This is a genomic window from uncultured Lamprocystis sp. (genome assembly GCF_903933125.1).
GTDB lineage: Bacteria > Pseudomonadota > Gammaproteobacteria > Chromatiales > Chromatiaceae > Thiodictyon.
Genome location: NZ_CAIZIZ010000249.1, coordinates 1 through 22172, shown reverse-complemented (window position 1 = coordinate 22172; position 22172 = coordinate 1). Strand labels below are relative to the sequence as shown.

The following is a 22172-nucleotide window of genomic DNA, read 5'->3' as shown; positions in this document are numbered from 1 at the left end:
CCATGTGGGAAATCGTCTCGATCGGCGATGCCGCCTATCTGACCGCGGTCCTCAACGCGGTGGCCATGCTCTCGGGCTCGGGCGATATGCGCACCCTGGCCGGCATCGGGTTCCTGGTCGGTCTGCTGTTGATCCTGTTCCAGGGGATCATCCAGGCCCGGCCGCCGCAGCTCCAACACCTGCTGGTGGCCTGGGTCATTTATCTGGGGATGTTCGGCCCGACCGTGCGGCTGTCGGTGGAGGATGTCTACTCCGGGGCCGTGCGCGTGGTCGACAATGTCCCGCTCGGCCCGGCGGCGATCGGTTCGGCGATGAGCCAGATCGGCTTCGGGGTGGCCCGGCTCTTCGAGCAGGCGTTCTCCACCCCGGCCATGACCGAGTACGGGTTCGCCGCACCGCTGCATATCCTGCAAGGGGTGCGCAAGACGACGCTGTCGATGTCCGCGCTGGGGGCGGCCAATGCCCCAACCGCTGGGGCGGACATGGCCAAGACCTTCGTCAATTACCTCTCCGAATGCACGCTCTACGGGTACAACAACGGCACCCGCAGCGCCGACGACATCCTGCGCAATCCCAACTGGGCCGACGCCCTTGGCAGTTCGCTGGTGGTCCCGACCACCCAGTTGTGGATCGGCGGCAACCCGGTCACCAAGGAGTGCCCGGAGGCTTGGGGCGATCTGTCGGCCTATCTGATGACGCAGTACGAACCGGCGCTGCGCCGGTCGGTCGCGGCCACGCTGGGGATCCGCAACCCGGACGAGGTGCCGGGAGCGGTGAACGCGGCGCTCGATGCCATCGCCGGGGGCGGGGTCGGTGCCCAGAACTACATGGTGATGGCGACCGCGGCGGCCTTCCTGCCCTACGCGGAGGCCAAGAACAAGCGCGATCTGTTGCAGTACCAGGACGCGGTGGCGATCGAGCAGGCGGCGCAGCAGCGCAACACCCAGTGGGCGTCGGAAGAGCGGCTGTTCGCGCGCATCGTGCGCCCGATGATGACCTTCTTCGAGGCCTTCCTGTTCGCCGTCTCGCCGCTGATGGTGTTCGCCGTCGGCCTGGGGCCGGTCGGCATCCGGATGGTCGGCAAATACCTGTTGTTCGGTCTGTGGATCCAACTGTGGCAGCCGATCCTGGCGATCATCAACCTGTACCTGCTGATGGCCATCCGCTTCAAGCTGGACGCGCTCCAGGATGCCGGGCTCGGTAACACCCCGCTGCCGTCGATCTATGCGATCTGGAAGTTGGATTTCTTGATCTCGGACTACCTGGGGGTGGGCGGGATGCTGGCGGCCAGCACCCCGGCGATTTCCTTGATGCTGATCTACGGCTCCGCAGTCACCGCGACGCACTTGGCCGGGCGGCTGCAGGGCGGGGACTTGATCAACGAGAAGATCGCAAGCCCGGATGTGGTGAACCCGGCTGCGGCCTTGACGGTCGGACCGATACATGACCATGGCCCGATCCGGGGCACGGCCGCACCGGGGGCGGAGTCGGTGACCTGGACCGCCAATGTCGGGCAGGACGTGCAGCGGGACCTGCGGTCGAGTCAGCAGGCGATGGAGCGGTCGAGCCAGGGATTCGCGTCGGCGCTGTCGAGCGCGGCGTCGCTGACCGCTTCGCGCAGCGGCGAGAGTTTCGAGGGCCATGCGTCGACCTGGATGAAAGACGGCGCGAAGAGCGCCACCGACCAGGTGGTATGGCAGACCGCGGAAGGGCTGACGCAGCAGTACCGTGAAAGCGGTCTCTCCACGAACCAGTTGGCGGCGATTCTGTCCGGCGGGCTTGGTGGTGCTGCCAATTTCAGGGGCTCCTCTCAGGAAAGACAGGAAGCTGCAAGAGCTGACATCAGCTCAAAGCTCCAGAGCCAGTATCAGGTTCAAACGAACCTCGCTGATGAAATGGCAACCGATATTGCGCGTAAGGTGACCTCCAGCGAAGGACTGGAGACACGCATTGCCGAAGCGCTGAAGGTCGATTCCTCATCAGGCAACCGTAACGTCTTCAGTGCCGGTTTGCGTGGCGAGGAGTCATCGAACCTCACCAAGTCGGCAGACGATATCCTGTCGTCCTCACGCAGCCTTGATCACGCCGAGTCCCAAGCAGAACGGTTCGGCACCCTGGGGTCGTACAATGGCGTACCCACCGGTGCGGCACTGGTCCGACCTGAGAACCAAGCGCAGATCGAGCGGCTTGAGCAGCAGATTGCCCGGTATAATCTCGACGGTGATGTCCAGTACGAGACCCACCGCTTGCTGGCGGGCGGGGTCACGGCCGACCCGGAGCAGGCGCGGGCGATGGCCGGTATGGGCTTGCTCCTGGGTCACGCTGACGGTGAACGCGTCCGCAGCATGACCGCTGGCGAACGGGCATCGGCCAAGGAGGCTGGGATGGAGATCCTGAGTGGGCTGTTCAACTTCCGCACCCCAGACCGGATCGCCCCCGACCGCAACGCCGACCTCTCCGGGACCGTGCCCGGCTTCGGCGCCACCCGCTCCCAGGTCGATGCAGTCGGGTTACGGGATGCTCGCCCGGATGCCCAAGGGCTACCCGAGCAGGTTGCTGCCCATGCACGCGGAGTCCAGGACACCTGGAGTCCCACCGCCCCGGACCGCTTTGCGCAAGGCGCCGGGCGGGACGTGTCGACGTTCCGATCCGACCGGCAGCATGCCATGCACTTGGAGCAGCAGGCGACGCTCGGCGCGATCATCGAGCAACGCGCCTTGCTGCCGCGTACCGCGGCGCAGATTGGTCATAACGAGGTCGGCGGGGTCTTCGCAAGGCTCGCCGAGTCGGGCGCGGTGACCCGCGCCGGAGCCGAGGGCGTCGCCGGCCAGGTGACGGCGGGCGCGAAGGCTTTCGCACAGTCGCTGATGGATGGCAAGGGCCTGGGAGCTTCATTGCAGGCGGGGCGCGAGGCCGCCGGAGATGAACAGGGCTGGACGGCCGCGCGCGAGGCGTTGATCGACGCGCGAATGCGTCAGATCTCGTCCTACGGTTTGACGCCTGCTCAAGCGCAGTTGTACCGGCAGGCAACCGAATCGGTGTTTAGCTTCGCACCGACTGCGGCGCAACAGACCGCCCGTCAAGCGGTGATCGACGAGTCGGGGCCGCGGACGGGGGCGCACTTGGCCGAACTGATCGAGCGGTCCGCGGGGAGTAAGGACGATAGCGATTTGCGCTTGATCGGAGCCTACAACAGAACCACGGTCGAGGAAAAAAAAAGCCATGAGCAAGGGCTAAGCAAACGTGGGGGCGTTGAACAGCCCCTGGTGGCACCCGCCCACCTGAGCGGACACTTCCGCGAGGTGGAACGCAAGTACGATTTGCCAAGCGGTCTGCTGACGGCGATTGCCTATGTTGAGAGCACCTTCAACCTGGGGGCGGTCTCGCCCGCGGGTGCGCAGGGAATGTTCCAGATCATGCCCAAAACCGCCGCGGCGCTGGGCGTAGCGAATCCCTTTGACCCCGTGGAGGCGGCCGAAGGGGCGGCCATGCACCTCGCACGGGACTACCGAACCTTCGGGAACTGGGAGCATGCCGTGATGGCCTACAACGCCGGGCCGCAGCGAATCCAGAACTATCTGGCCGGCATCGGGCGACCACTGAAACAGGAGACGCTGGACTACCTGCCGAAGGTCGAGGCAGCGCTCCGGCGGGTTAATGCGAGCACATAACAGGTGCTGGTCCCGAATCGATCGGTGGCGACCGGCATCGCGACCCGACCGGGGTGGATTTCAGGTTTAACAACGGAGACCAAGATGAACTTCTCTGCTTTGCGTACCGTTCCCGGCCGCTCCTGGTGGACGCTCGCGGTTACGATTCTCATCGTGGGCGCGTTCGTTTTCGACCGCGATCTCGGCGTGACCATGGTAATTTCTGGTCTCTTTGTCCAGCTTGCGGCTTCCGGCCTGCGAGGATTGATGAGCCAGCGGAATGTTGCCTCGCGCCATGCCGCACCCGCTTCCAGCGACGGAAACCCGTCAGTGGCAGAGGACGCTAACCGCAGGGCATGGTGCGAGTGGTCACCAAACGACTCCGACTGCGACTCCATAAGACCCGCGCCGAATACGACGGCAAGCCCGTCTGCGCTATTTGATGATTGGCCACAAGCAAACCCGTGGAATGATTGGGAGCGGAATATCATCAATCCAGCGACCGGATGCTCTGTGGACAGCTATGCCGGAATGGATTCGGGTGGATGCTTTTATGGCGAATCTCATGTCGACAGATCCGAGGATAACAAATAGTCGTGGGCGGCACACCTTCCCGAAGAGGAAACAGCAATCAAGTCTTTCTTGTCAGCTCCATCTTCGTTGTGCCGATCACTGGCAGGGTTATCGAGCCCCATGCAAATCCCGCAACGGCATCCACGCCGGATCCCCTATAAGGATACTACATTTCGTTTTCTGTCGTGCCGGTTCAGCCGCTTTGACCGCTGCGAGCGCCATGAAAATCGGCGCCTTTGACGCCTGGTATACCGCGCATTTGTTCGCAATCTTGGGGAGCAACCTCGACTGCGAACCATGCTCTCCTCCAACGAAGGTCACCGGACAGTGTTCCAAGTGAGTTGCCATGGGCAATCCCAAGGCGCGTCGTCACGGTCATCCGAATAGTGGAACAGTCGCGTCTTTTGACGTCCATTGAGCGTTCGCAGTCATTCGCTAGGCTCCGGGGCGGGAACGGAAGGCTTCCCATAGGTCGAATCGTCGGAGCCCGCCGAATCGACCGTGAGCAGCCCTTGCTGTTGGACTTGCATCGCTCAAGGGCCGGGAGACGAACAATGATCAAGTCGAATATCTCTCCTTTTCAACGCGGCTACCGTCGCGGTTACTTGGCCGCACGCGATTTCGTCCTGTCCCTGCGCGCCCGGATCGTCTCCGGGGAAGATATAGCGCCGAACGAGTTGGGCTACATCTTGGAGCGGCTCCATCGGCGCATGGGTGCCGCTGACGGGCGCACCACGGCCGAACGCCCGATGTCGCCACGAACCGCCGCCTACCAATCGCTCCGTGGCGAGTATTTCGGATTTTGCGCCGGGCTGATCGATGTCTTACGGCGGCAGTAATTCCCCAAGACATAACGACACGGACACGAGGTTACGATCCATGGTCTTCAACCCTCTGGGCCGGTCACCGTCGCAGCCGCCTCACCCGCGGCAAGCGCGATGGCTTCGATCAGCCGCTCTGGCTGAACGGGTTTGGCGATCAGTACGGCGCCGCAGCGCGCCGCTTCCTCCTGCAGTTCGGCGGTGTCGTTGCCGGTCAATAGGATGACCGGCGTTCCCAGGTGTAGCGTGTCGCGCATCGCCGTGAGGATCTCCAGTCCAGTGCGGCCAGGCATCCGGTGATCCAACACCACCACATCGTATCCGCGCGGGTCCTGCTGAAGCATCGCCAGCACCGAGACACCGTCCGCGCATTCGTCCAGGACGTATCCCGCGTCCCGAAGAAATAGGCTCATCGCCTCGCGGATGACCGCCTCGTCTTCGCCGAACAAGACCCGAATACCACGGGATGACCGCCGACCGGCCGCAACGGTTTTCTGTTCGCCATCCGGGCTTTGGGGGGCGGCCCTCGCAGCAAGGAGGTTGGGGACTCGCGGGATCTCGACGCGGAATGCGGCCCCCGCTCCCGGCGTGCTGGAAACGTCGATGCGCCCACCAAGGGCGTCGACAATGGTCTTGGTGACCCACAGACCAATCCCGATCCCCCTGGACACGGTGCCTTGTGCGGACTTGCCCTGGAAGAATGGCTCGAAGATGCGGTCGATTTGTTCCTGCGGGATGCCGATCCCGTCGTCAGTGATCGTCAGCCGCACGCAATCGGGGTCGTTCGTGACATCCAGCGTGAGCGTGATACGGCCGTTCGTGGTGAACTTATCCGCATTGCGCAGCAGGTTGTACATGACCTGCAGCAACCGGGTCCGGTCGGACACGATCGCGGCGGGGTCCCCGCAACAGTGCACCGTCAACGTGTTGCCGGGCGCGAGTGTGGCCCGAATGGTGGAAGCCGCCTCGTGGACCAAGTCGCGAATCCCGAACGTGCTATAGGAGAGTTCCAGACCATGGTCCGATTCCGCCTTCGACAGATCCAAAAGTTGCTCGATCAATTCCAGGAGATGGGACGATGCGCTCAGAATCGTGCTGAGGCTGTTGCGAGCGCTGTCTAACCCAGTCCCGCCGCCGATCAAGCGGGCATGCAGGATGATCGCCTGCAACGGCGTGCGCAGTTCGTGACTGACGTTCGCCAGGAACAGCGTCTTGGCGCGATTGGCGCTCTCCGCTTGGTCGCGGGTCTCCTCCAGCGCGCGCGTGCGTTCCGCGACCATGGTTTCCAGGCCATCGGCGTACCGGACCAGGCGTTGGTTGTCGTCGGCGATGCGCCGTCGCATCGCGTCGATCGCCCGGTAGATGAAGTGCACCTCCGACGGACTGCACGCCGCGACTGCCGGGAGGCTGGCGTCGCCGGCATCGCTCCGCAGCGACTGCACCAGCGTCGCCAACGGCGCAAGCATCTTCCTTGAGACGCGGATCAGCGCGAGCGATAACAACAGCGTCACCGCGACGATCTGAACGGCAGCATAAAGGGCGGCGTCAAAGCAGGTGCGATAAGCGCGGTCGAGCGAGACGGTGATCCGGATACGACCGAGATCCACTTGCGTGCGCTGACCTTCGTCTAGCGCGGATGGCGCGCCGATCGATTCGGCGGTCACCACCCGCGCGATGGCGAACGTGCGACGCGCCGCCGCCAAGTCCCGCGCATTCCCTACGGCCAGGCGTTCACCTCGCTCGTTGACCACTTCCGCGGATAACACCTCTGGAAACTTCAGGATATTGCTGACGACCACTTGCGCGTCCTCGGCCGATGCAACGAGCAGGGCATATCGGACATCGCCTGCGAATACCGCAGCGATCTCTTGGGCCGTGCGTTCGCTAAAGATGCGTATCTGGTGCCAGGAAGTCAAAAAGATGATGACCGGGGCGACGAGTCCTATCACGAGGCTGAGCGTAAGGAAGACCTGCAGCAGTTGACGCAGGAAACTCGTGGTGCTCGGGGGCTGGTCATTTGTAGACATCATCGAACTCCTTTTCCTGTGACGTTGGCAGGAAAATACCGATCGCGGTGGCCGTGCGGCCATTGAGCACTGTCTTGACGCCGTTCGCGTACCGAATACCTTGCCGAGCGCTATCGATCAGGTCGGCGACCGACCGCCCGAGATCGGAATAGTCGTGGGTGACGGCGAACAGCAGGCCGCGGGCGACATAATCCGCCTCGTCGGTAAACACCGGAACCTTTCTCTCCCAGCTCGACGCGACGATCTTCGGGAGTAGGATGTCGGCGTTCATGCCGATCACACGACCTTGCAACCAAATGCCGTCTTGGGGGCCGGCTTGACGCACCACGGTCTCGACGACCACCGCAGCATCGCGAAGCGTGGCCACCCCGATCGCCTCGAAACGCAGCCGATGCGCCGCAGCTGCGGCCCTGACGGTGTCGATGAAGGACTGCGGAACGTCGTCACGGTGGATCAGCGTGACGACGTTCACGTCCGGCGATAACGCGCGAAGCTGCTGGATGTAGAGGTTTGGATCGAGAAACAGTGAAATCCCGCTGCCTGTCTCCTTCGGCAGTTGCCGTACCAGAATAGGAACGACGGGTGCCCTGTTGTAGATCAGGGTCGCCGCGGCGGATGCGTTCTCCCCGACGGCAACCACGGCTTTGCCCTCGCTGTCCAGCGTTGAGCCGGGTAGCTCCTCGATCGAACAGACCCCGACTGCGGCATGGGTGCGTTCACGTAGTCCTCTGACGATCTGTGCGATGACGTGTTCGTCGCGGGATCTCACCTGTGGGTGGACCAGCACTACCGGGGCATCCGCACACACACTGCTTGGCGCGGCGACCGGTCGGGCGATCGGCAAGAACGCCAACCACCAGTGGATCGCAAGCAATATAAGACCGGCGGCGAACCGGTTAGTTCCGCGCTCGGGAGTGGCGCTTGGGCGTTTTGACTCCATTCGCCTACCGGTTGATGGAGATGAAGCGGTCCAATCGCGGGATTGGTCGACACTGGCACACGCAGGGTCGGCTTAACATGCCGCGGTCCCGCGCTTGGTGCAATCGTTGGCGAAGCGTTCGGGTCTGGCGGAGCCGGCAGGTCCGGCACCGCGACGTGGCGCCCGCGTCGTCGAGCGCTCGCCGGTCGTGCACCGCGCCAACGGGCGAGCCCCCTGGAACCAACGCCGCCCATCGGGCTATTAGAACGCCCAACGGCGCGGCCAGGCAATAGCCCGGAGGGTCTAGGTTTCGCCGGTCGCGGCGACGGCGACCGCCGCATGAACCTGGCGGATCGCCTCGGGAAGTCCGCCGGCAATCCGTTCGGCCTCGCCGAGACGTCCCGCTTGCAGCGCATCGCTCAAGGCCCGGAAGATTTTCGCGAGCTGCGGCATGCCGGCCTGTGTCATCAGCGTGATCGCCCGGTGGGCGAGTTCGCCGCGTTCTCCTGATGCGTCGCGGTACGACGCGACATCAAGCAGCGGGGCGACCTCCGAGTCGGGCGCGAGGAACGCGAGCGCGCCCGCCAGGATGCGATCCCGGATCGCCGTCCTCCCGGAGGCCAGGGCCAGTGCCTGTGCGGGATCATAGGGCGGGATCATAGGGCGGGAGCGGCTCGCGGCTGTGCATGGCGATCGATCAGTCCTCGATGAGGCCCAACTGCCGACACTGACGGTAGATGCGGATATGGGTGGTCGCCCCCAGGATGGCTTTGATTTCCGCAATTTTCTTGTCGACATGCTTCTTGCCGACCGGCAGCGTGGCGGCGATTTCGGTCGGCGAGTAACCGTCAAGTAACAGGCGCAGGACATCGCCGCGCCGGCCGACCAGCAGGTCCGCCCGCACCTGGTCGGCGGACAGCGTCGTACGTCGGTCAGCGTCCGCGAGGAGTTGGGCCTCCACGTACCGTTGGCCCGCGTGGACGGTGCGGATGGCCTGCCAGAGTTCGCCGGGCAGGACGCCTTTGCTCAGGAAGCCGAGCGCCCCGGCGTCCAGACAGGTGCGGACGATCTGGGCATCCTCATGCGAGGTCAGGCACAGGATCCGCGACGCCGGACTTTGGCGAAACAAGGCAGCGACAGTCTCGGCCCCGCTCAGCGTGCAGGGTCCACCCTCGTGGTCCGGCATCCGCAGGTCGAGCAAGATCACGTCGGGTGTGAGCGAGCGGGCATGGCGCAAGGCCGCGGTCCTGGTCCCGCATTCCGCCACGACGTCCACGGCATCGGGGGCAATGGCGCGCAGCAAGTCCGGGAGCGTGCTCCTCAACAGGGCCTCATCTTCAGCGATGAGGAGTCTGACCGGTGTTGCGACGTTCCGGTCGAACGCTGGATGGGTTGGCATGTTACGGGTTTGGCGGCTGTCCGCGTGTTGGGTCGACGACGTGTTCCTGCCTTGGTCACGGCCACGGTTCCTGACGGCGGTCCTGCGGCCGATGCCGTTGGTCGGGAGGATGAGTGCGGAAACGGGGCACTGCAAGGCGTCAAAGACGCCTGATTGAGTCGGCTCCGCTCGGTCGCGGTGGTGCGTGCCCCGCCGTTGCGGCGTTCCTATACGCTTCTTGGTTTCCGCTGCGGAAAAGCCAGCGAGCCGCCATCGGAAATGTCCGACACCAACACAGGCGGAATACGCTCCAGCGTTCTGGCCGCTTCGGATAACCTACCGACGCCGTTGTAAGGGTGTCCAACGACTTCCACCACCGACTACCAGATCGTGTTGCAGAGGTGAGAGCATTCTCGGGACGCGCCTTCAGGAGCGGGTGGCAAATAACCCCCAATGATTCTTGTTTGCTGCCGATGCCCATTGGCGCTCCGCCGCCCTTCCGCTCGCAACCCGCGATGTACCTGGCCTCCTAGGAGGAAGACCATGCGCCCAAAACACCTCCTCTGGATCGCCTTCGGCGCCATCTTCTCCGCCTGGTCTTCGCTGGACCCGGCGGCCCGTCCGGTTGGCGACGCGCTGGCCGAGGCCCTTCGGATCGGAATCAACCACATTGCTCATCAGCCGGCGCAACAGTCCGGTCAAGGGACCGCCATACAACGATGTGATCCTCCAAGAGGCGGGCGCGGTCCGGGCAGACCCGTTGCCCACCCGACCAGCACCAGGCTTGAACCCAAACGCCACAGACCACCAATCTCGCCCCCAGCCAGCCTCCCCACCGCTCATGTGCCAACCCCGCCAGCGGCGCTGGCCGCGTAGCACGACGCCTTACTCCGGGGCACGGACTCGAAAGCGAGCGATGGGGCCAGGTTCTGCCCCCGCTCTCCGGCTCGCTCGGTCGGCGCCTCGGCCATCGCCGCTTGACTCACTCCCTTGGCACCCGGCCCCGAAGCGCTTTCCAGCTATGACTCCAATAATTCGCTGCAGGCGCGACAGCGCTGACGGTCCGTGTTTAATAAAGGCAAGCAAATCGGTACAGCCCATAACGCCGAGGGGGATGTAGTGGACGAACCAGGCTTCCCCATGCGGGAGAAATTAGCCACTCAAGGAATCGCGTATTCAATAATCGCTCGCTCCTAATATGAAAACTCAAGATAGATACTGCGCAATTCCATATTATCGACGTAATCCATATGATTATCTTCGTAAGATTGCTATGGATAAAGATACATTCTCAATGTCGTATGACGAGATGCGAGCAATCACAGAAGCAAGATATCATGAGATGGAAGAAAGCGGATTTAAGGCATGTAAGATTGATTTCGATGCGGAGGAGCTATCAGATTGGTGTAACAGACAAGGCGTAGGAATGAATCCAGCGTCCCGCACGCGATTCGCGATGATGAAGTTAAAAAAACTGATTGATACTTCTATTCTTTTGCCCTGACGCGCAAAATATATGTCGGCGCAGCAACTTGTTATGGTTCGATCAAGCATGACTACATATTTGCTTCGCGGCTTCGCGGTGTGGCTTCTGATTGCCTTGGCCGAGGCGGTTCACGGGACACTGCGGACGCTTTTCCTCCAACCCGTTGTTGGAGACCTTGCGTCACGGCAGATTGGCGTTCTCACAGGGTCGCTCATGATTCTCCTGATCGCCTACCTAGCGATTGGATGGATCGGCGCGCGGGATGCCAAGCCACTGGTAGCGGTTGGCCTGCTCTGGCTCATCCTGATGCTCTGCTTCGAGGTTGGCGTCGGTCGCGCTGTCGGACTCTCGTGGGAACGCATCATCGCCGACTACGTGCCTTGGCAAGGTGGCTTCATGATCGGCGGGATGGTGATCCTCGCCCTCTCACCGCTGATCGCAGCACGTTTACGAACACCACGTCACAGTGATGCCTGACCCCTCACTCCAGCGGCGCGCCAACGGCAAGCCACCAAGCCCGTGCCAGCGGTACGCGGTAGATGATCGCCAGCCTAGGCGTGGCGTCCTGCCATCGTCGCCCGTTTAGCTTGCACGTCGCTGCAAGCGCCTGATGCGCGCCATCACCAAAATGTAGCCCCGCGCTCTGGTACAGTACCGGCCCGTGCTTTCCACGCCCGCTCGCCAGTGCCCGGATACCCAGCCGCCCCCGCCGTTCTCGATCCTCACCCGCCTCGGTTTCCGTCGCCACCCTCCAGACCCTCGGCCGCCACACCCTCAGCACCCTGCGCGACCTGACGCTCGGGCTGGCGCTGATCTCGGCGGTCTCCTATCTGCCCGTATCGATCACGGCAGGTTGGTCGAGCCACGCCCAGCGCGCCCTCGTGATCGCGCACGACATCCGGGTCCTGGTGGGCGATGTGGGCGGCGAGGCCGCGCGCGCGGCCGGGGGGATGCTGGCGAACCTGCGCGCGGCGCTGGTGCCGGCGCACTGGTCGCCGTCACCGCCGGCGCCCGCTGAGCGGCGCGAGTCATCGCCGACGCCGATCACGCCCGCCACACTGCCCAACCCCGGCCCGCCCGCCACCGGGTTACCGCACGTCGCCGCCAGCTTCAGCGCCGCCAAGCACCTCGAGGGCGATCTGATGACCGCCGCCGAACCGGTCCGGGACCTGCTGCCGACCGACCGGTTAGAGAGATTCCGGCCTGGCGGGTACCATCTCGATCGCCGCGTGTTGGTGCCTGTATGTTGCGGTCAGGTCATCGTTTCAGCGTGGACCATGGGCGGCACTGGGCTGAAGGAGCATGGGTTCAGGGGACGGGGCTGGCCACGTGACTGACCCCGGGCTTTCCGGGCAGGCGGATTGCCAGACAAGCAGAACCCGTGGACTGGACTGGCAAACATTGACTTGATTCTCATAAAATTAACGCGGTATGGAACCGTGGCTACACCACCAAAACCCAAAGATCCAATCATGGTCAGCTAGTATTTTCATGCCCTAAACGCCAGTGTTGGCGCGATTCCGGACGGTTGCCTCGTGAGCGTTCGCGAATCAGTAGTGTTTTTTTACAGTGGTGTACGTGTTTCCGGTTGTGGCGGGAGACTGCTGCCCCATTGCGATCCGCGCGTCGACTGGTTGGCTACATGGCCGAGTGCAGGGCTGCGTCCAGACACCGCGGTAGCCGCCTAGGTACCCGGACGCGCCCATGCGCCCATATCCCAACAAGCACGGCTTCGGCACAAGCACGGCGTCGGCCGGCAAAGCTCTAGGCGAACCCTCCCGAGTGTCTCCCGCGTAGAGCCGCGAAGGTCCTCCCACCGCCTTCGTGGAGCCGTTGACACCACAGGCATCGGGCGTAAACTCCCTCCGCAATCCTCGTCGCCGACTGGTTGTGGGGCTGTTCTCTTGTCCCTTAGCCTAGGCAAACGCTGATTTATTCGGTGATCGCAGTCGGTGGCCTTTCAGAAACAACGACATAAGAATCCCATGGCCCCGCAAGTGCTAATTTTATCAGCGCTTCCCTAGCGCGAAGAAACTGCTGGACGTGTTTGAGGCCAGCGAAAGGCCGAATGCGGCACAACAGGTGCGCCGCGTGACAGCGTCCTGTTTCTCTGGCGATCCCTCGGTATATTTCCTATTTTCTTGCCGACGAGGAATAGTGCGAGCCAGTAGCCTTTTTTCACCTGATTTTCCCGCGACCGCCCCAGCTTTGGAGACCTTCGGCTTCAAGTTCTCTTCCGGTGGCGCGCATATCAGCCGTACCATGATGCTGGCAGAGCTTGACGCGGTGCTGTCCGCGGTTCCTGTCGGCTCCGATGCCACCGATTACCGCGAGGCCATTCTTCTGAAGAACGTGCTGGGCAAGATTACAGACAGCACCCGGCAGAAATCGCTTCGTCACTTGCGCGAACTGTATGCGCTCAAAGAAGCCACACCGATTTTCGGACTTCTCCGAAAGCTTCACGCCATCGACGCCGCGAGCCTGCCGCTCCTGGCCGTCCAGGAGGCCTGGGCGCGCGATCCACTGTTCCGGGCCACCACGCCAGCGGTCCTGGACGCATCGGAAGGCCAACGCGTTGAAACGGCCAGCCTGGCGCACGCATTGGAAACCGCGTTTCCGGATCAGTATTCAGAGCTGAGCCGGAACAAGGTCGCACGCAATGCCGCCTCCTCCTGGACCCAGTCCGGGCACCTCACCGGTCACGCGAACAAGACCCGCCAGCGCATCAAGCCGACAGCAGTGGCCGTCACCATGGCCTTTTTCCTTGGGAATTTCGCCGGCTACCACGGTGCGGCGGTGTTTTCCAACCCTTGGTGCGCGCTCCTTGATCTGAATGCCGACCGTGCCAGGGCCATGGGCCAGGAAGCCCATCGGGCGGGACTGCTCAACCTGCGTGCGGTGGGCGAAGTCGTTGACCTGAACTTCCCGCTGCTCGCGGAATTCCAAACCGAGCCATCATGAGCGCCATCGACCGCCTGCTTTCCAACTACTCCCGCCAGGTGCGCCTGCCCTGGGCAGCCCACACCTCGGGCAAACAGCGCGTCTGGTTTGCGGTGTATCCGCCGGCAGAAGAACGGCGGGTACGGGCGCGGCTGCCGCAGTTCGAAGCACTCACGCTCGAAGCCGACCACGGCTGGACCACCGTTGACCTCACCGACGTGCTGCCGCAATGGATCTCGGCCCACGAGTATCGCGAAGCCATCTTCGCCGAGCCGGAGCAGTTCAGCGCCAGCAGCGAGCTCGAAGACCTGGCCGTTGAGCGGGTGCGTCAGGCCTGGGCTGGCGCTGATGTCAATGCCGCCAGCGTCGTGGCCGTCACCGGGCTGGCGACGCTGTTCGACTTCCTGCGGGTGTCCAGCCTGATCGAGCGGGTCGAAGACTGCGTTCGCGGTCGCTTGCTGGTGCTCTTTCCGGGCGAATACGCCGGCAATGTCTATCGCTTCATGGACGCGCGCGACGGCTTCAACTACATGGCCGTTCCCATCACCTCAGCCGAGAGCTTCATCAACCCGTGACGAACCGCGAGCTTTACTTTCGTGATCCCATCACCCTTGAGCTGCTGAACAACGGCGTCTCGAAGGTCTCCGAAATCGGCCATGACGCGGGACAGATCAAGACGCTCCGCTTCGAGCTACAGAATTTTGTCTGCGACGGCGAATACGCGCACGGGATGGAGCGAATTCTCAAGGCGTTCCTCGATGGACTGGGGCGCGAAGAGCAGAAGGCGGTCTGGGTCAGCGGCTTCTTCGGCAGTGGCAAGTCCCATCTCGTCAAAGTGCTGCGTTACCTCTGGGAGGATTACCACTTCGCAGATGGTGCCACCGCCCGCTCGCTGGTGACCCTGCCAACGGAAATCACCGATCTGCTGACGGAATTGACCAACCGCACCAAACCCCTGGGCGGCTTGCGCGCCGCGGCGGGAACCCTCGGCGCGGGCTCCATGGACAACGTCCGCCTGGCGTTCATCCAACTGCTGCTGCGCGCCGCCGGCTTGCCGGAGAATCTCGCGCAGGCCCGATTCATCCTCTGGCTGCGCTCATCCGGGCTGGAGACCAAGGTCGAGGCGGCACTCGAGCAGCAGAGTCGCCAGCTTGCCCGCGAAGTCCTCAGCTTGAAGCTCTCCGTCCCCCTGGCCGAGGCGCTCGTCAATGCCGAGCCCAAGTACGCCACCGCCGCCAACGCCCAGGCGGCCATTCGGGACCAGTTCAAAGACAACAACTCCCCGACCGTCGATGATGCGCTGGAGATCGTGAAGCAGATCTTCGGGCATGTCGGCCAGCTCTCCTGCACGCTGCTGGTGGTGGACGAGATCCAGCAGTTTATCGGCGAGAAGATTCAACGGGCGAACGACGTTCAGGAAATCGCCGAGCACGTCTGCACCGATCTTGGCAGTCGCCTGCTCTTCGTGGGCACAGGCCAGTCCGCGTTGCACAGCGCCACTCCCGCCCTGCAACGGCTTCAGGCCCGCTTCGCGGTCAAGGTGCAGCTCTCCGACACCGATGTCGAAAGCGTCATCCGTAAGACCGTCCTGCGCAAGAAGCCCGAGCAAGAGTCAAGCATCGCGAAGTGCCTGGATGCCAATCAAGGCGAGCTGGCCCGTCATCTCCAGAACACCCGCCTCGCCGCCACCCACGAAGACGACAAGTTCTTCGTCGCCGATTACCCCTTGCTCCCCACCCGGCGCCGGTTCTGGGAGAAGGTACTGCGCAACACCGACCACTCCGGCACCAAGGCCCAGTTGCGCTCCCAGTTGCAGATCGTCTTCGAGGCGACGCGCCAGACTGCGGCGGCGGCCGTCGGCACCGTGGTGCCGGCGGACTTCATCTACGATCAGATTTCCACCGATCTACTCAACTCCGGAGAGCTGGAGCGCGAGTATGACGAGATCATCCGCAAGCAGCGCGATGGCACCCCGGACGGCGATCTCCGCTCCAGTCTGTGTGCCCTGATCTTCCTGATCGGGAAATTGCCCCGCACTCCGGGTGCCGACGACGGTGTGCGGGCGGACGCGGACACGCTGGTGGATCTACTCGTCAGCGATCTGAAGACAGACCGTCAGAGGCTGGAGCAACGCATCCCCGAGCACCTCAAGCAGCTCGTCGATACCGGTCAGCTCATGGCGGTGGAAACCGAGTACCGCCTCCAGACCCGCGAGGGCGCCCTCTGGACCCACGACTTCAACCGTCGCCGCACGACCGCGCTCAATGACGACCAACGGATCAATTCCCGGCGCGCCGAATTGCTGCGCGAGGGCACCAAGCAGGCGCTCAAGCCGGTCTCCCTGCAGCAGGGCAACTCGCGCCAGCCACGCAAACTCGCCTTCGAGCTGTCCGCCAGCCGGCCCACCACCGGCAGCGACGAGGTCACCCTGTGGGTGCGCGATGGCTGGAGCGACGACGAAAAGTCGGTGCTGAACGATGCCCGTGCCGCCGGTGTCGACAGCCCCATGCTCTTCGGCTACCTGCCGCGCATCCACCACGAGGAATTGAAGCAGGCCATTGCCTCGCAGGTTGCCGCCCAGGAGACGCTGGACGCGCATGGGCCGGCCGGCACGCCCGAGGCCATCGAGGCCCGCAAGGCCGTCGAGACCCATCTGGCGGTGGCGCAGCACCGCATTGCGGAACGGCTCGGTCACATCATCGGCGGCGCCAAGGTCTTTCTCGGCGGCGGGCAGGAGGCCAACGGCGTCGAGCTGGCCGACAAGGTGCAGGACTCGGCCGACAGCGCCTTGGTGCGGCTGTTCCCGCAATTCGCCGAGGCGGACCACGCCAACTGGGGTCAGGTCGTCAGTCGTGCCCGTGGCGGTGATGTCGGCGCCCTCGCTCAAGTGGGCTACCCCGGCAATCCCACGCAGCACCCGGTCTGCCGCCGGGTGTTCGATCTCGTTGGGGCCGGCAAGAAGGGCAAGGATCTGCGCGAGCATTTCAAGGCCGCCCCCTATGGCTGGCCGCAGGACGCCATCGACGGCGCGCTGCTCGTCATGCTGGTGGCCGGCAACCTGCGCGCCACCCTCAATGGCCAGCCCGTCCAGGCATCGTTGCCGCAGAATCAGGTGGGCGTCGCCAGCTTCTATGTCGATGTGCCGCCGCTCGATGTGGGCCAGCGGCTCGACCTCAAGGCCCTGTTCCAGAAGACCGGCATCGGCACCCAGAACGGCAAGGAATCCGAGGCCGCCGCCGAGTTCCTGAAAAAGCTGCTGGCCCTGGCCGAATCCGCCGGCGGCGCGGCCCCCCGGCCCGACACCCCGGATACCCAGGACCTGCGCGACCTGCAACTCCAGAGCGGCAATGCGCAACTGCTCAAGCTCCACGGGCAGAAGGACGGGCTCGCCGCCAACCTTGCCGCATGGAAAAAGGCATCCGAGGCCATCGCAAAGCGCTGGCCCGCCTGGGAACGCCTGCTCGACTTTCACGAGTTCGCCACCTGCCTGCCGGAAGCCGACGCCTGCGCCCTCTCCATCGCCGCCGTCACCAGCGGCCGCACACTGCTGGCTGAGCCCGATCCCGTGCCCGAGCTGACCAAACAGCTCACGACGGCGCTGCGCATCGCCCTTGGCCAATTGCAGGACGACCTTGCCGCCGCCTTCCTGGCCGGCGAGGCCAAGCTGGCCGCCTCCCCGGTCTGGGCCAGCCAGACGGGAGAACAGCGCGCCGCGATTGCCGAGACCTGCCAACTCACGCCGCCACCCAAGGCTGCGATCGGCACCGACGACGACATCCTCGCCGCCCTGCAAGCCCGCACCCTCGCCGACCGGCGCAACCTGCTCGACGCCGTGCCGCAGCGTTTCGCACGCGCGCTCGAAGAGGCCGCCAAGCTGGCCACCCCCAAGGCCGTGCGGGTTGTGTTGCCCGGCGCCATCATCAACAACACGGACGAGCTCGACCAGTGGCTCGCCGACGTGCGCCAACAAGTAGAAGCCAAACTCGAAGAGGGTCCGGTGATCCTATGAGCACTCTGTCCACGCCCCTTCGCCGCCAGTTGGAACGTGCGGCGCGTGAGGCCCGCAATCTCGCCGTGGCCGGCGCCCGCAAGGCGCTTGAAGCGCTGGCCGTGCATGAGCCTGATCCTTACCGACACATGGACGAGGCCCAGCGTACGCACCGCCGCCAACTCCGGGCGCAGGCCAAGCAACTCGGCGATGGCGAGAGCCGGACCAGGCGCGGCGCTTACGCGATCGAACACCTGGTCGAGAAGCTCGCCTACGACCAGTGGCATCGGCTGTTGTTCGCCCGCTTTCTGCTGGAAAACGATCTACTCATATCGCCCGAGCACGGCGTATCCGTGTCCCTGGACGATTGCGAGGAACTTGGCCCCTCGCTGGGCTTGAAGGACGCCTGGGCGGTCGCTGCCCGCTTTGCCGCCGTCGAGTTGCCGGAGATCTTCCGCGCGGATGATCCGGCGGGCGGGGTAGAACTGCCGCTGGAAGACCGCCAGGGACTCGTCCAGCTCGTCACCGGGCTGCCGGTGGACGTGTTCACCGCAAGCGACAGCCTTGGCTGGTGCTATCAATTCTGGCAGGCGGAGCGCAAGGACCAGGTCAACGCCGCCGGCAACAAGATCGGCGCGGACGAACTGCCGGCCGTCACCCAACTGTTCACCGAGGATTACATGGTGGACTTTCTGTTGGACAACACGCTTGGCGCGTGGCACGCGGGGAAAAGGATGAAGGAGGAAGGAGGAAGGATGAAGTTTGCCACCGAGGAAGATGCCCGCCGGTTTGTTGCCCTGCCCGGCTGCCCATGGAAATACCTCCGCTTCGTCAAGATCCCCCCCGACGGCGAAGCCCCTGACTCCCCTTCATCCTTCATCCCTCATCCTTCATCCTTTCTTTGGACCCCCGCCGCCGGCACCTTCGACGGTTGGCCAAAGACCGCGAAAGAACTCAAGTGCCTCGACCCCTGCATGGGAAGCGGGCATTTCGTGGTGGCGATGTTCGAGCGGCTGGTGGCCTTGCGCCTGGAGGAGGAAGGGCTGGACGAGGCAGCGGCGGTAGCGGCGGTCATCCGCGACAACCTGTTCGGCCTGGAGATCGACCCGCGCTGCACCCAGATTGCCGCGTTCAACCTGGCGCTGGCCGCCTGGCGACGCGTGGGCCACTGCCGGCTTCCGGCGATGAATCTGGCCTGCTCCGGCCTCGCGCCGAACACCCGCGAAGCCGACTGGTTGGCGATTGCCGGTGACGGCGAGAAGCTCAGGAACGGTATGGAGCGGCTTTACCGGCTGTTCCGGAATGCGCCCGTTCTGGGCAGCCTCATCAACCCGCGCGCGGGCGAGGGCGATTTGCTGGAGGCTGGGTTCCATGAACTCCAGCCTCTGCTCGAGCAGGCACTGGCGCAGGAGACCCAGGACGATCGCGCGCATGAATTGGCCGTGACCGCGCGCGGGCTGGCCAAGGCGGCGGAAATTCTTGCTGGGCAGTTCACGCTCCTCGCCACCAACGTGCCTTATCGAGGGTGTAACGACCTTGATCCAGAACTCAAGGGATTCATGGAAGCCGCTTACCCTCGTGGACGGACGGACTTGGCCACCTGCTGCTTGGAACGATGCATCGAGCTGTGTGCCAATGCGGGGGCGACTGCGATAGTAAGTCCACAAGCGTGGTTATTTATAGGGCCATATAGGAAACTGCGGGAACACTTGTTAAAAACGACAAGGTTTAGTTTTGTGGCTCAACTTGGGAAGCACGCCTTCGCCACAATTGGCGGAGAGGTTGTGAATGTAAATTTAACAACAATATCGAAAGCTACCACAAATAGAGACTCGACGTTTTCGAGTCTTGATGTCTCGCCAATGCTACCGCTTGAAGCAAAATCCACCGCGTTGCTGACTGATCAAGTGGTGCTGCTCGGGCAACTGAAGCAACTAGACAATCCCGACGCTCGAATCATTACCGATAGGGATAGACCGACTCTCTTACTGAGAGCATTTGCAGACTCTTATAAGGGGATAGCTACTGGCGACATGAGCCGATTTATTCACTCGTTTTGGGAGCACACCCCGTTTGGAAACGTCTGGTCGCCACTACAGGGGCGCGTGGATGTTCCTGCTGCTTACGGAGGTCGCGAGCAAGTTGTTCTTTGGGAGAGCGGACGCGGCCAGCTATTGCGATTCGTTTCTGAACGCTTGGGAGAAGATTCCGTCGGTGCGTGGTTGCGAGGTGAGCAAGCATGGCAACATCGAGGTGTCGCCATTGGTCAAATGACTACATTGCCATGCGCGTTGTATCTCGGTGATCTCTTTGATGAAAATACCGCTGCGGTTATTCCGAAGGACGAGAAGGATTTGCCGGCGATGTGGGCTTACTGCCAATCGCAGGAGTATCGGGATCAGGTGAAAAGGCTCGACAACAGTTCTCTCAAACTTCCAAACCTGACCTTAATCAAAGTCCCCTTCGACCTAGCTTACTGGGAGAGGGTGGCCGCAGAAGAGTATCCGGACGGATTGCCGAAGCCGTTCTCCAGCGACCCGACGCAATGGCTGTTCAACGGCCACCCGGCCGGTGCCGACCAGCCGTTGCATGTCGCCGTGGCGCGTTTGCTCGGCTACCAGTGGCCGCGCCAGACCGGTTCGAGCTTTCCCGATTGCCCGGCACTCGGCCCGGATGGTCTGGAAACGCTGGCGGATGAGGACGGCATCGTGCCCATCAGCCCCGCCAAAGGCGAAGGCCCGGCCGCCGAACGCCTGCGCGAACTCCTCGCCCGCGCCTTTGGTGTGGATTGGAACGCCGCCCGGTTGGAAGAATTGCTCGCCCAGGCGGGTTACGCCGGCGCCTCGCTGGAGGACTGGCTGCGCAACGGCTTCTTCGAGCAGCATTGCAGGCTCTTCCACCACCGCCCCTTCATCTGGCACCTCTGGGACGGCCACAAGAGCGGATTCAGCGCGCTGGTGAATTATCACAAGCTCACCCAGGCCAATCTGGAAAAGCTGACCTATTCCTACCTTGGCGATTGGATGCGCCGCCAGCAAGCCGCCGTGGACGCCGGAGAGTCCGGCAGCGACGCCAAGCTGCAAGCCGCCAAACAATTGCAGGCCACGCTCAAGCTCATCCTGGAAGGCGAGCCGCCCTACGACCTCTTCGTCCGCTGGAAGCCGCTGTCGCAGCAGGCCATCGGCTGGCAGCCCGACCTCAACGACGGTGTGCGAATGAACATCCGTCCCTTCATGCTTGCCCCGGATGTGGGTAAGAAAGGCGCCGGCATCCTGCGCACTAAGCCTAACATGAAGTGGGAAAAGGATCGCGGCAAGGAGCCCACACGAGACAGGGCCGAATTCCCCTGGTTCTGGGCCTGGGACGAGGTGACGCAAGACTTCACCGGCGTCGGCAAAGAGCCGGACGGCAATCGCTGGAATGGCTGCCACTACAGCAACGCGATCAAACAGGCGGCGCGGACATCCGCGGAATGAAGCCAAAGAGATCGATCACTTGACGGTAGCGCCAGGAGGTACGAATGAAGTGGGCAGAGGTTCGAGCCGAGTATCCAAACGAATGGCTGGTCGTCGAGGCGATCCAATTCCATGAGGAGGGAGACGTCTTCGTCGGCGATGACATGACCGTCGTGGAAAAATGTCCCGATGGCGCCGCCGCATTTGCTGCCTACCGCCGTCTTCATCAGGTCTATCCCGCCCGCGAATTTGTGTTCGTGCATACCAGCCGCCAAGAGTTGCGGGTCGAGGAGCGGCGCTGGATGGGTATCAGGACCGGTGCATGAAGCTGATACTCCGCGATTCCTTGCTGTTTGCGCCGGTGACCTTGGTCTATCGCGGCGTCAGGCTGGAGATTGACGATGTGTTGGTCGATACCGGCTCGGCCACCACGCTGCTGTCCATTGATGCGGTCGCCTCTCTCGGCATTTACCCCGAAACCACTGACAGCCTTCGCAGGATACGAGGAGTGGGTGGGGTGGAGTATGTCTTTTCCCGACCAGTCGATGCGATTGCCATCGGCGGACACGAAGCCTCATGGCTGGACATCGAATTCGGCGGATTGGACTATGGCTTCAAGATGAATGGCATATTGGGATTGGATGCTTTGCTTCGGGCGGGCGCCGTTCTCGACCTCAAGAATCTGACCATCGACTTTTCAGTTTGATCGATTGGACGACGCGGGCTCAGTGTTCCGGCCGGTCCGCTGTTGGAGTCCAAGGCCGATGATGCATGATTTCAGTGAGGGTCATTTTCCCTCGACTTTGGCCATTTTTGCCTGAGGCCGGGCGCTGTGCACGGGTGGGCTGGACCAGGGCCGGCGGCTCCTGCGGAGGTGGCGGCAGCGGGAGACCGGCGGTATCGTCTGAAGTCGACCAAAACACCAGCCGTCACCG

16 protein-coding genes are annotated in these 22172 nt (G+C 63.2%); 12 read left to right on the top strand and 4 right to left on the bottom strand.

What is annotated here, in order from left to right; genetic code table 11:
• Window positions 1-2: 2 nt before the first annotated feature.
• The 3 genes from QZY03_RS12415 (at window position 3) to QZY03_RS12405 (ending at window position 5062) form a co-directional block, all read left to right on the top strand.
• Complete coding sequence (locus QZY03_RS12415) at window positions 3-3671, top strand: conjugal transfer protein TraG N-terminal domain-containing protein (RefSeq protein WP_295581442.1); 3669 nt, start codon at window positions 3-5, stop codon at window positions 3669-3671.
• Window positions 3672-3755: 84 nt separating this feature from the next.
• Complete coding sequence (locus tag QZY03_RS12410; protein WP_295581440.1) at window positions 3756-4244, top strand: hypothetical protein; 489 nt, start codon at window positions 3756-3758, stop codon at window positions 4242-4244.
• A 533-nt stretch (window positions 4245-4777) separates the two neighbouring features.
• Entirely contained in the window at window positions 4778-5062 is a 285-nt protein-coding gene (locus tag QZY03_RS12405; protein WP_295581438.1) for a hypothetical protein, read from the top strand.
• Between the two features lie 47 nt (window positions 5063-5109).
• Here QZY03_RS12405 and QZY03_RS12400 read toward each other — a convergent pair whose 3' ends face one another.
• From QZY03_RS12400 to QZY03_RS12385, 4 genes are all read right to left on the bottom strand, one after another.
• Window positions 5110-7074: an ATP-binding protein gene (locus QZY03_RS12400; RefSeq protein ID WP_295581436.1), complete on the bottom strand. Its 1965-nt coding sequence runs from the start codon at window positions 7072-7074 to the stop codon at window positions 5110-5112.
• Window positions 7058-8011: an ABC transporter substrate binding protein gene (locus QZY03_RS12395; RefSeq protein WP_295581434.1), complete on the bottom strand. Its 954-nt coding sequence runs from the start codon at window positions 8009-8011 to the stop codon at window positions 7058-7060. The genes QZY03_RS12400 and QZY03_RS12395 overlap by 17 nt, the downstream gene beginning before the upstream one ends.
• A 282-nt stretch (window positions 8012-8293) precedes the next feature.
• Window positions 8294-8650, bottom strand: coding sequence for a hypothetical protein (locus QZY03_RS12390; protein WP_295581432.1), 357 nt, complete (start codon window positions 8648-8650; stop codon window positions 8294-8296).
• Window positions 8651-8687: 37 nt separating this feature from the next.
• On the bottom strand, window positions 8688-9389 hold the full coding sequence (locus QZY03_RS12385) for a response regulator transcription factor (RefSeq protein WP_295581430.1): 702 nt from the start codon (window positions 9387-9389) through the stop codon (window positions 8688-8690).
• A 1177-nt stretch (window positions 9390-10566) separates the two neighbouring features.
• On the opposite strand from QZY03_RS12385, the gene QZY03_RS12380 reads away from it, so the two are divergent.
• The 9 genes from QZY03_RS12380 to QZY03_RS12340 all read left to right on the top strand — a co-directional run bounded on the left by QZY03_RS12380 (window position 10567) and on the right by QZY03_RS12340 (window position 21943).
• Entirely contained in the window at window positions 10567-10872 is a 306-nt protein-coding gene (locus QZY03_RS12380) for a hypothetical protein (RefSeq protein ID WP_295581429.1), read from the top strand.
• A gap of 195 nt (window positions 10873-11067) precedes the next feature.
• Complete coding sequence (locus QZY03_RS12375; RefSeq protein ID WP_295581427.1) at window positions 11068-11331, top strand: hypothetical protein; 264 nt, start codon at window positions 11068-11070, stop codon at window positions 11329-11331.
• Between the two features lie 404 nt (window positions 11332-11735).
• Entirely contained in the window at window positions 11736-12191 is a 456-nt protein-coding gene (locus QZY03_RS12370) for a hypothetical protein (protein ID WP_295581425.1), read from the top strand.
• 706 nt (window positions 12192-12897) lie between these two features.
• Complete coding sequence (locus tag QZY03_RS12365; RefSeq protein ID WP_295581423.1) at window positions 12898-13815, top strand: hypothetical protein; 918 nt, start codon at window positions 12898-12900, stop codon at window positions 13813-13815.
• A complete protein-coding gene (locus tag QZY03_RS12360) occupies window positions 13812-14369 on the top strand; it encodes a BREX protein BrxB domain-containing protein (RefSeq protein ID WP_295581422.1) in 558 nt (185 codons plus the stop codon). Before QZY03_RS12365 ends, QZY03_RS12360 begins: the two co-directional genes overlap by 4 nt.
• Window positions 14366-17803: a BREX system P-loop protein BrxC gene (gene brxC, locus QZY03_RS12355; RefSeq protein WP_295581420.1), complete on the top strand. Its 3438-nt coding sequence runs from the start codon at window positions 14366-14368 to the stop codon at window positions 17801-17803. The genes QZY03_RS12360 and brxC overlap by 4 nt, the downstream gene beginning before the upstream one ends.
• Entirely contained in the window at window positions 17800-21258 is a 3459-nt protein-coding gene (locus QZY03_RS12350) for an SAM-dependent DNA methyltransferase (protein WP_295581418.1), read from the top strand. Before brxC ends, QZY03_RS12350 begins: the two co-directional genes overlap by 4 nt.
• A gap of 44 nt (window positions 21259-21302) precedes the next feature.
• Window positions 21303-21563: a hypothetical protein gene (locus tag QZY03_RS12345; protein WP_295581416.1), complete on the top strand. Its 261-nt coding sequence runs from the start codon at window positions 21303-21305 to the stop codon at window positions 21561-21563.
• The gene (locus QZY03_RS12340) at window positions 21560-21943 is read left to right on the top strand and encodes an aspartyl protease family protein (RefSeq protein WP_295581414.1); all 384 of its coding nucleotides are present in this window, start codon (window positions 21560-21562) and stop codon (window positions 21941-21943) included. Before QZY03_RS12345 ends, QZY03_RS12340 begins: the two co-directional genes overlap by 4 nt.
• Window positions 21944-22172: the final 229 nt, after the last annotated feature.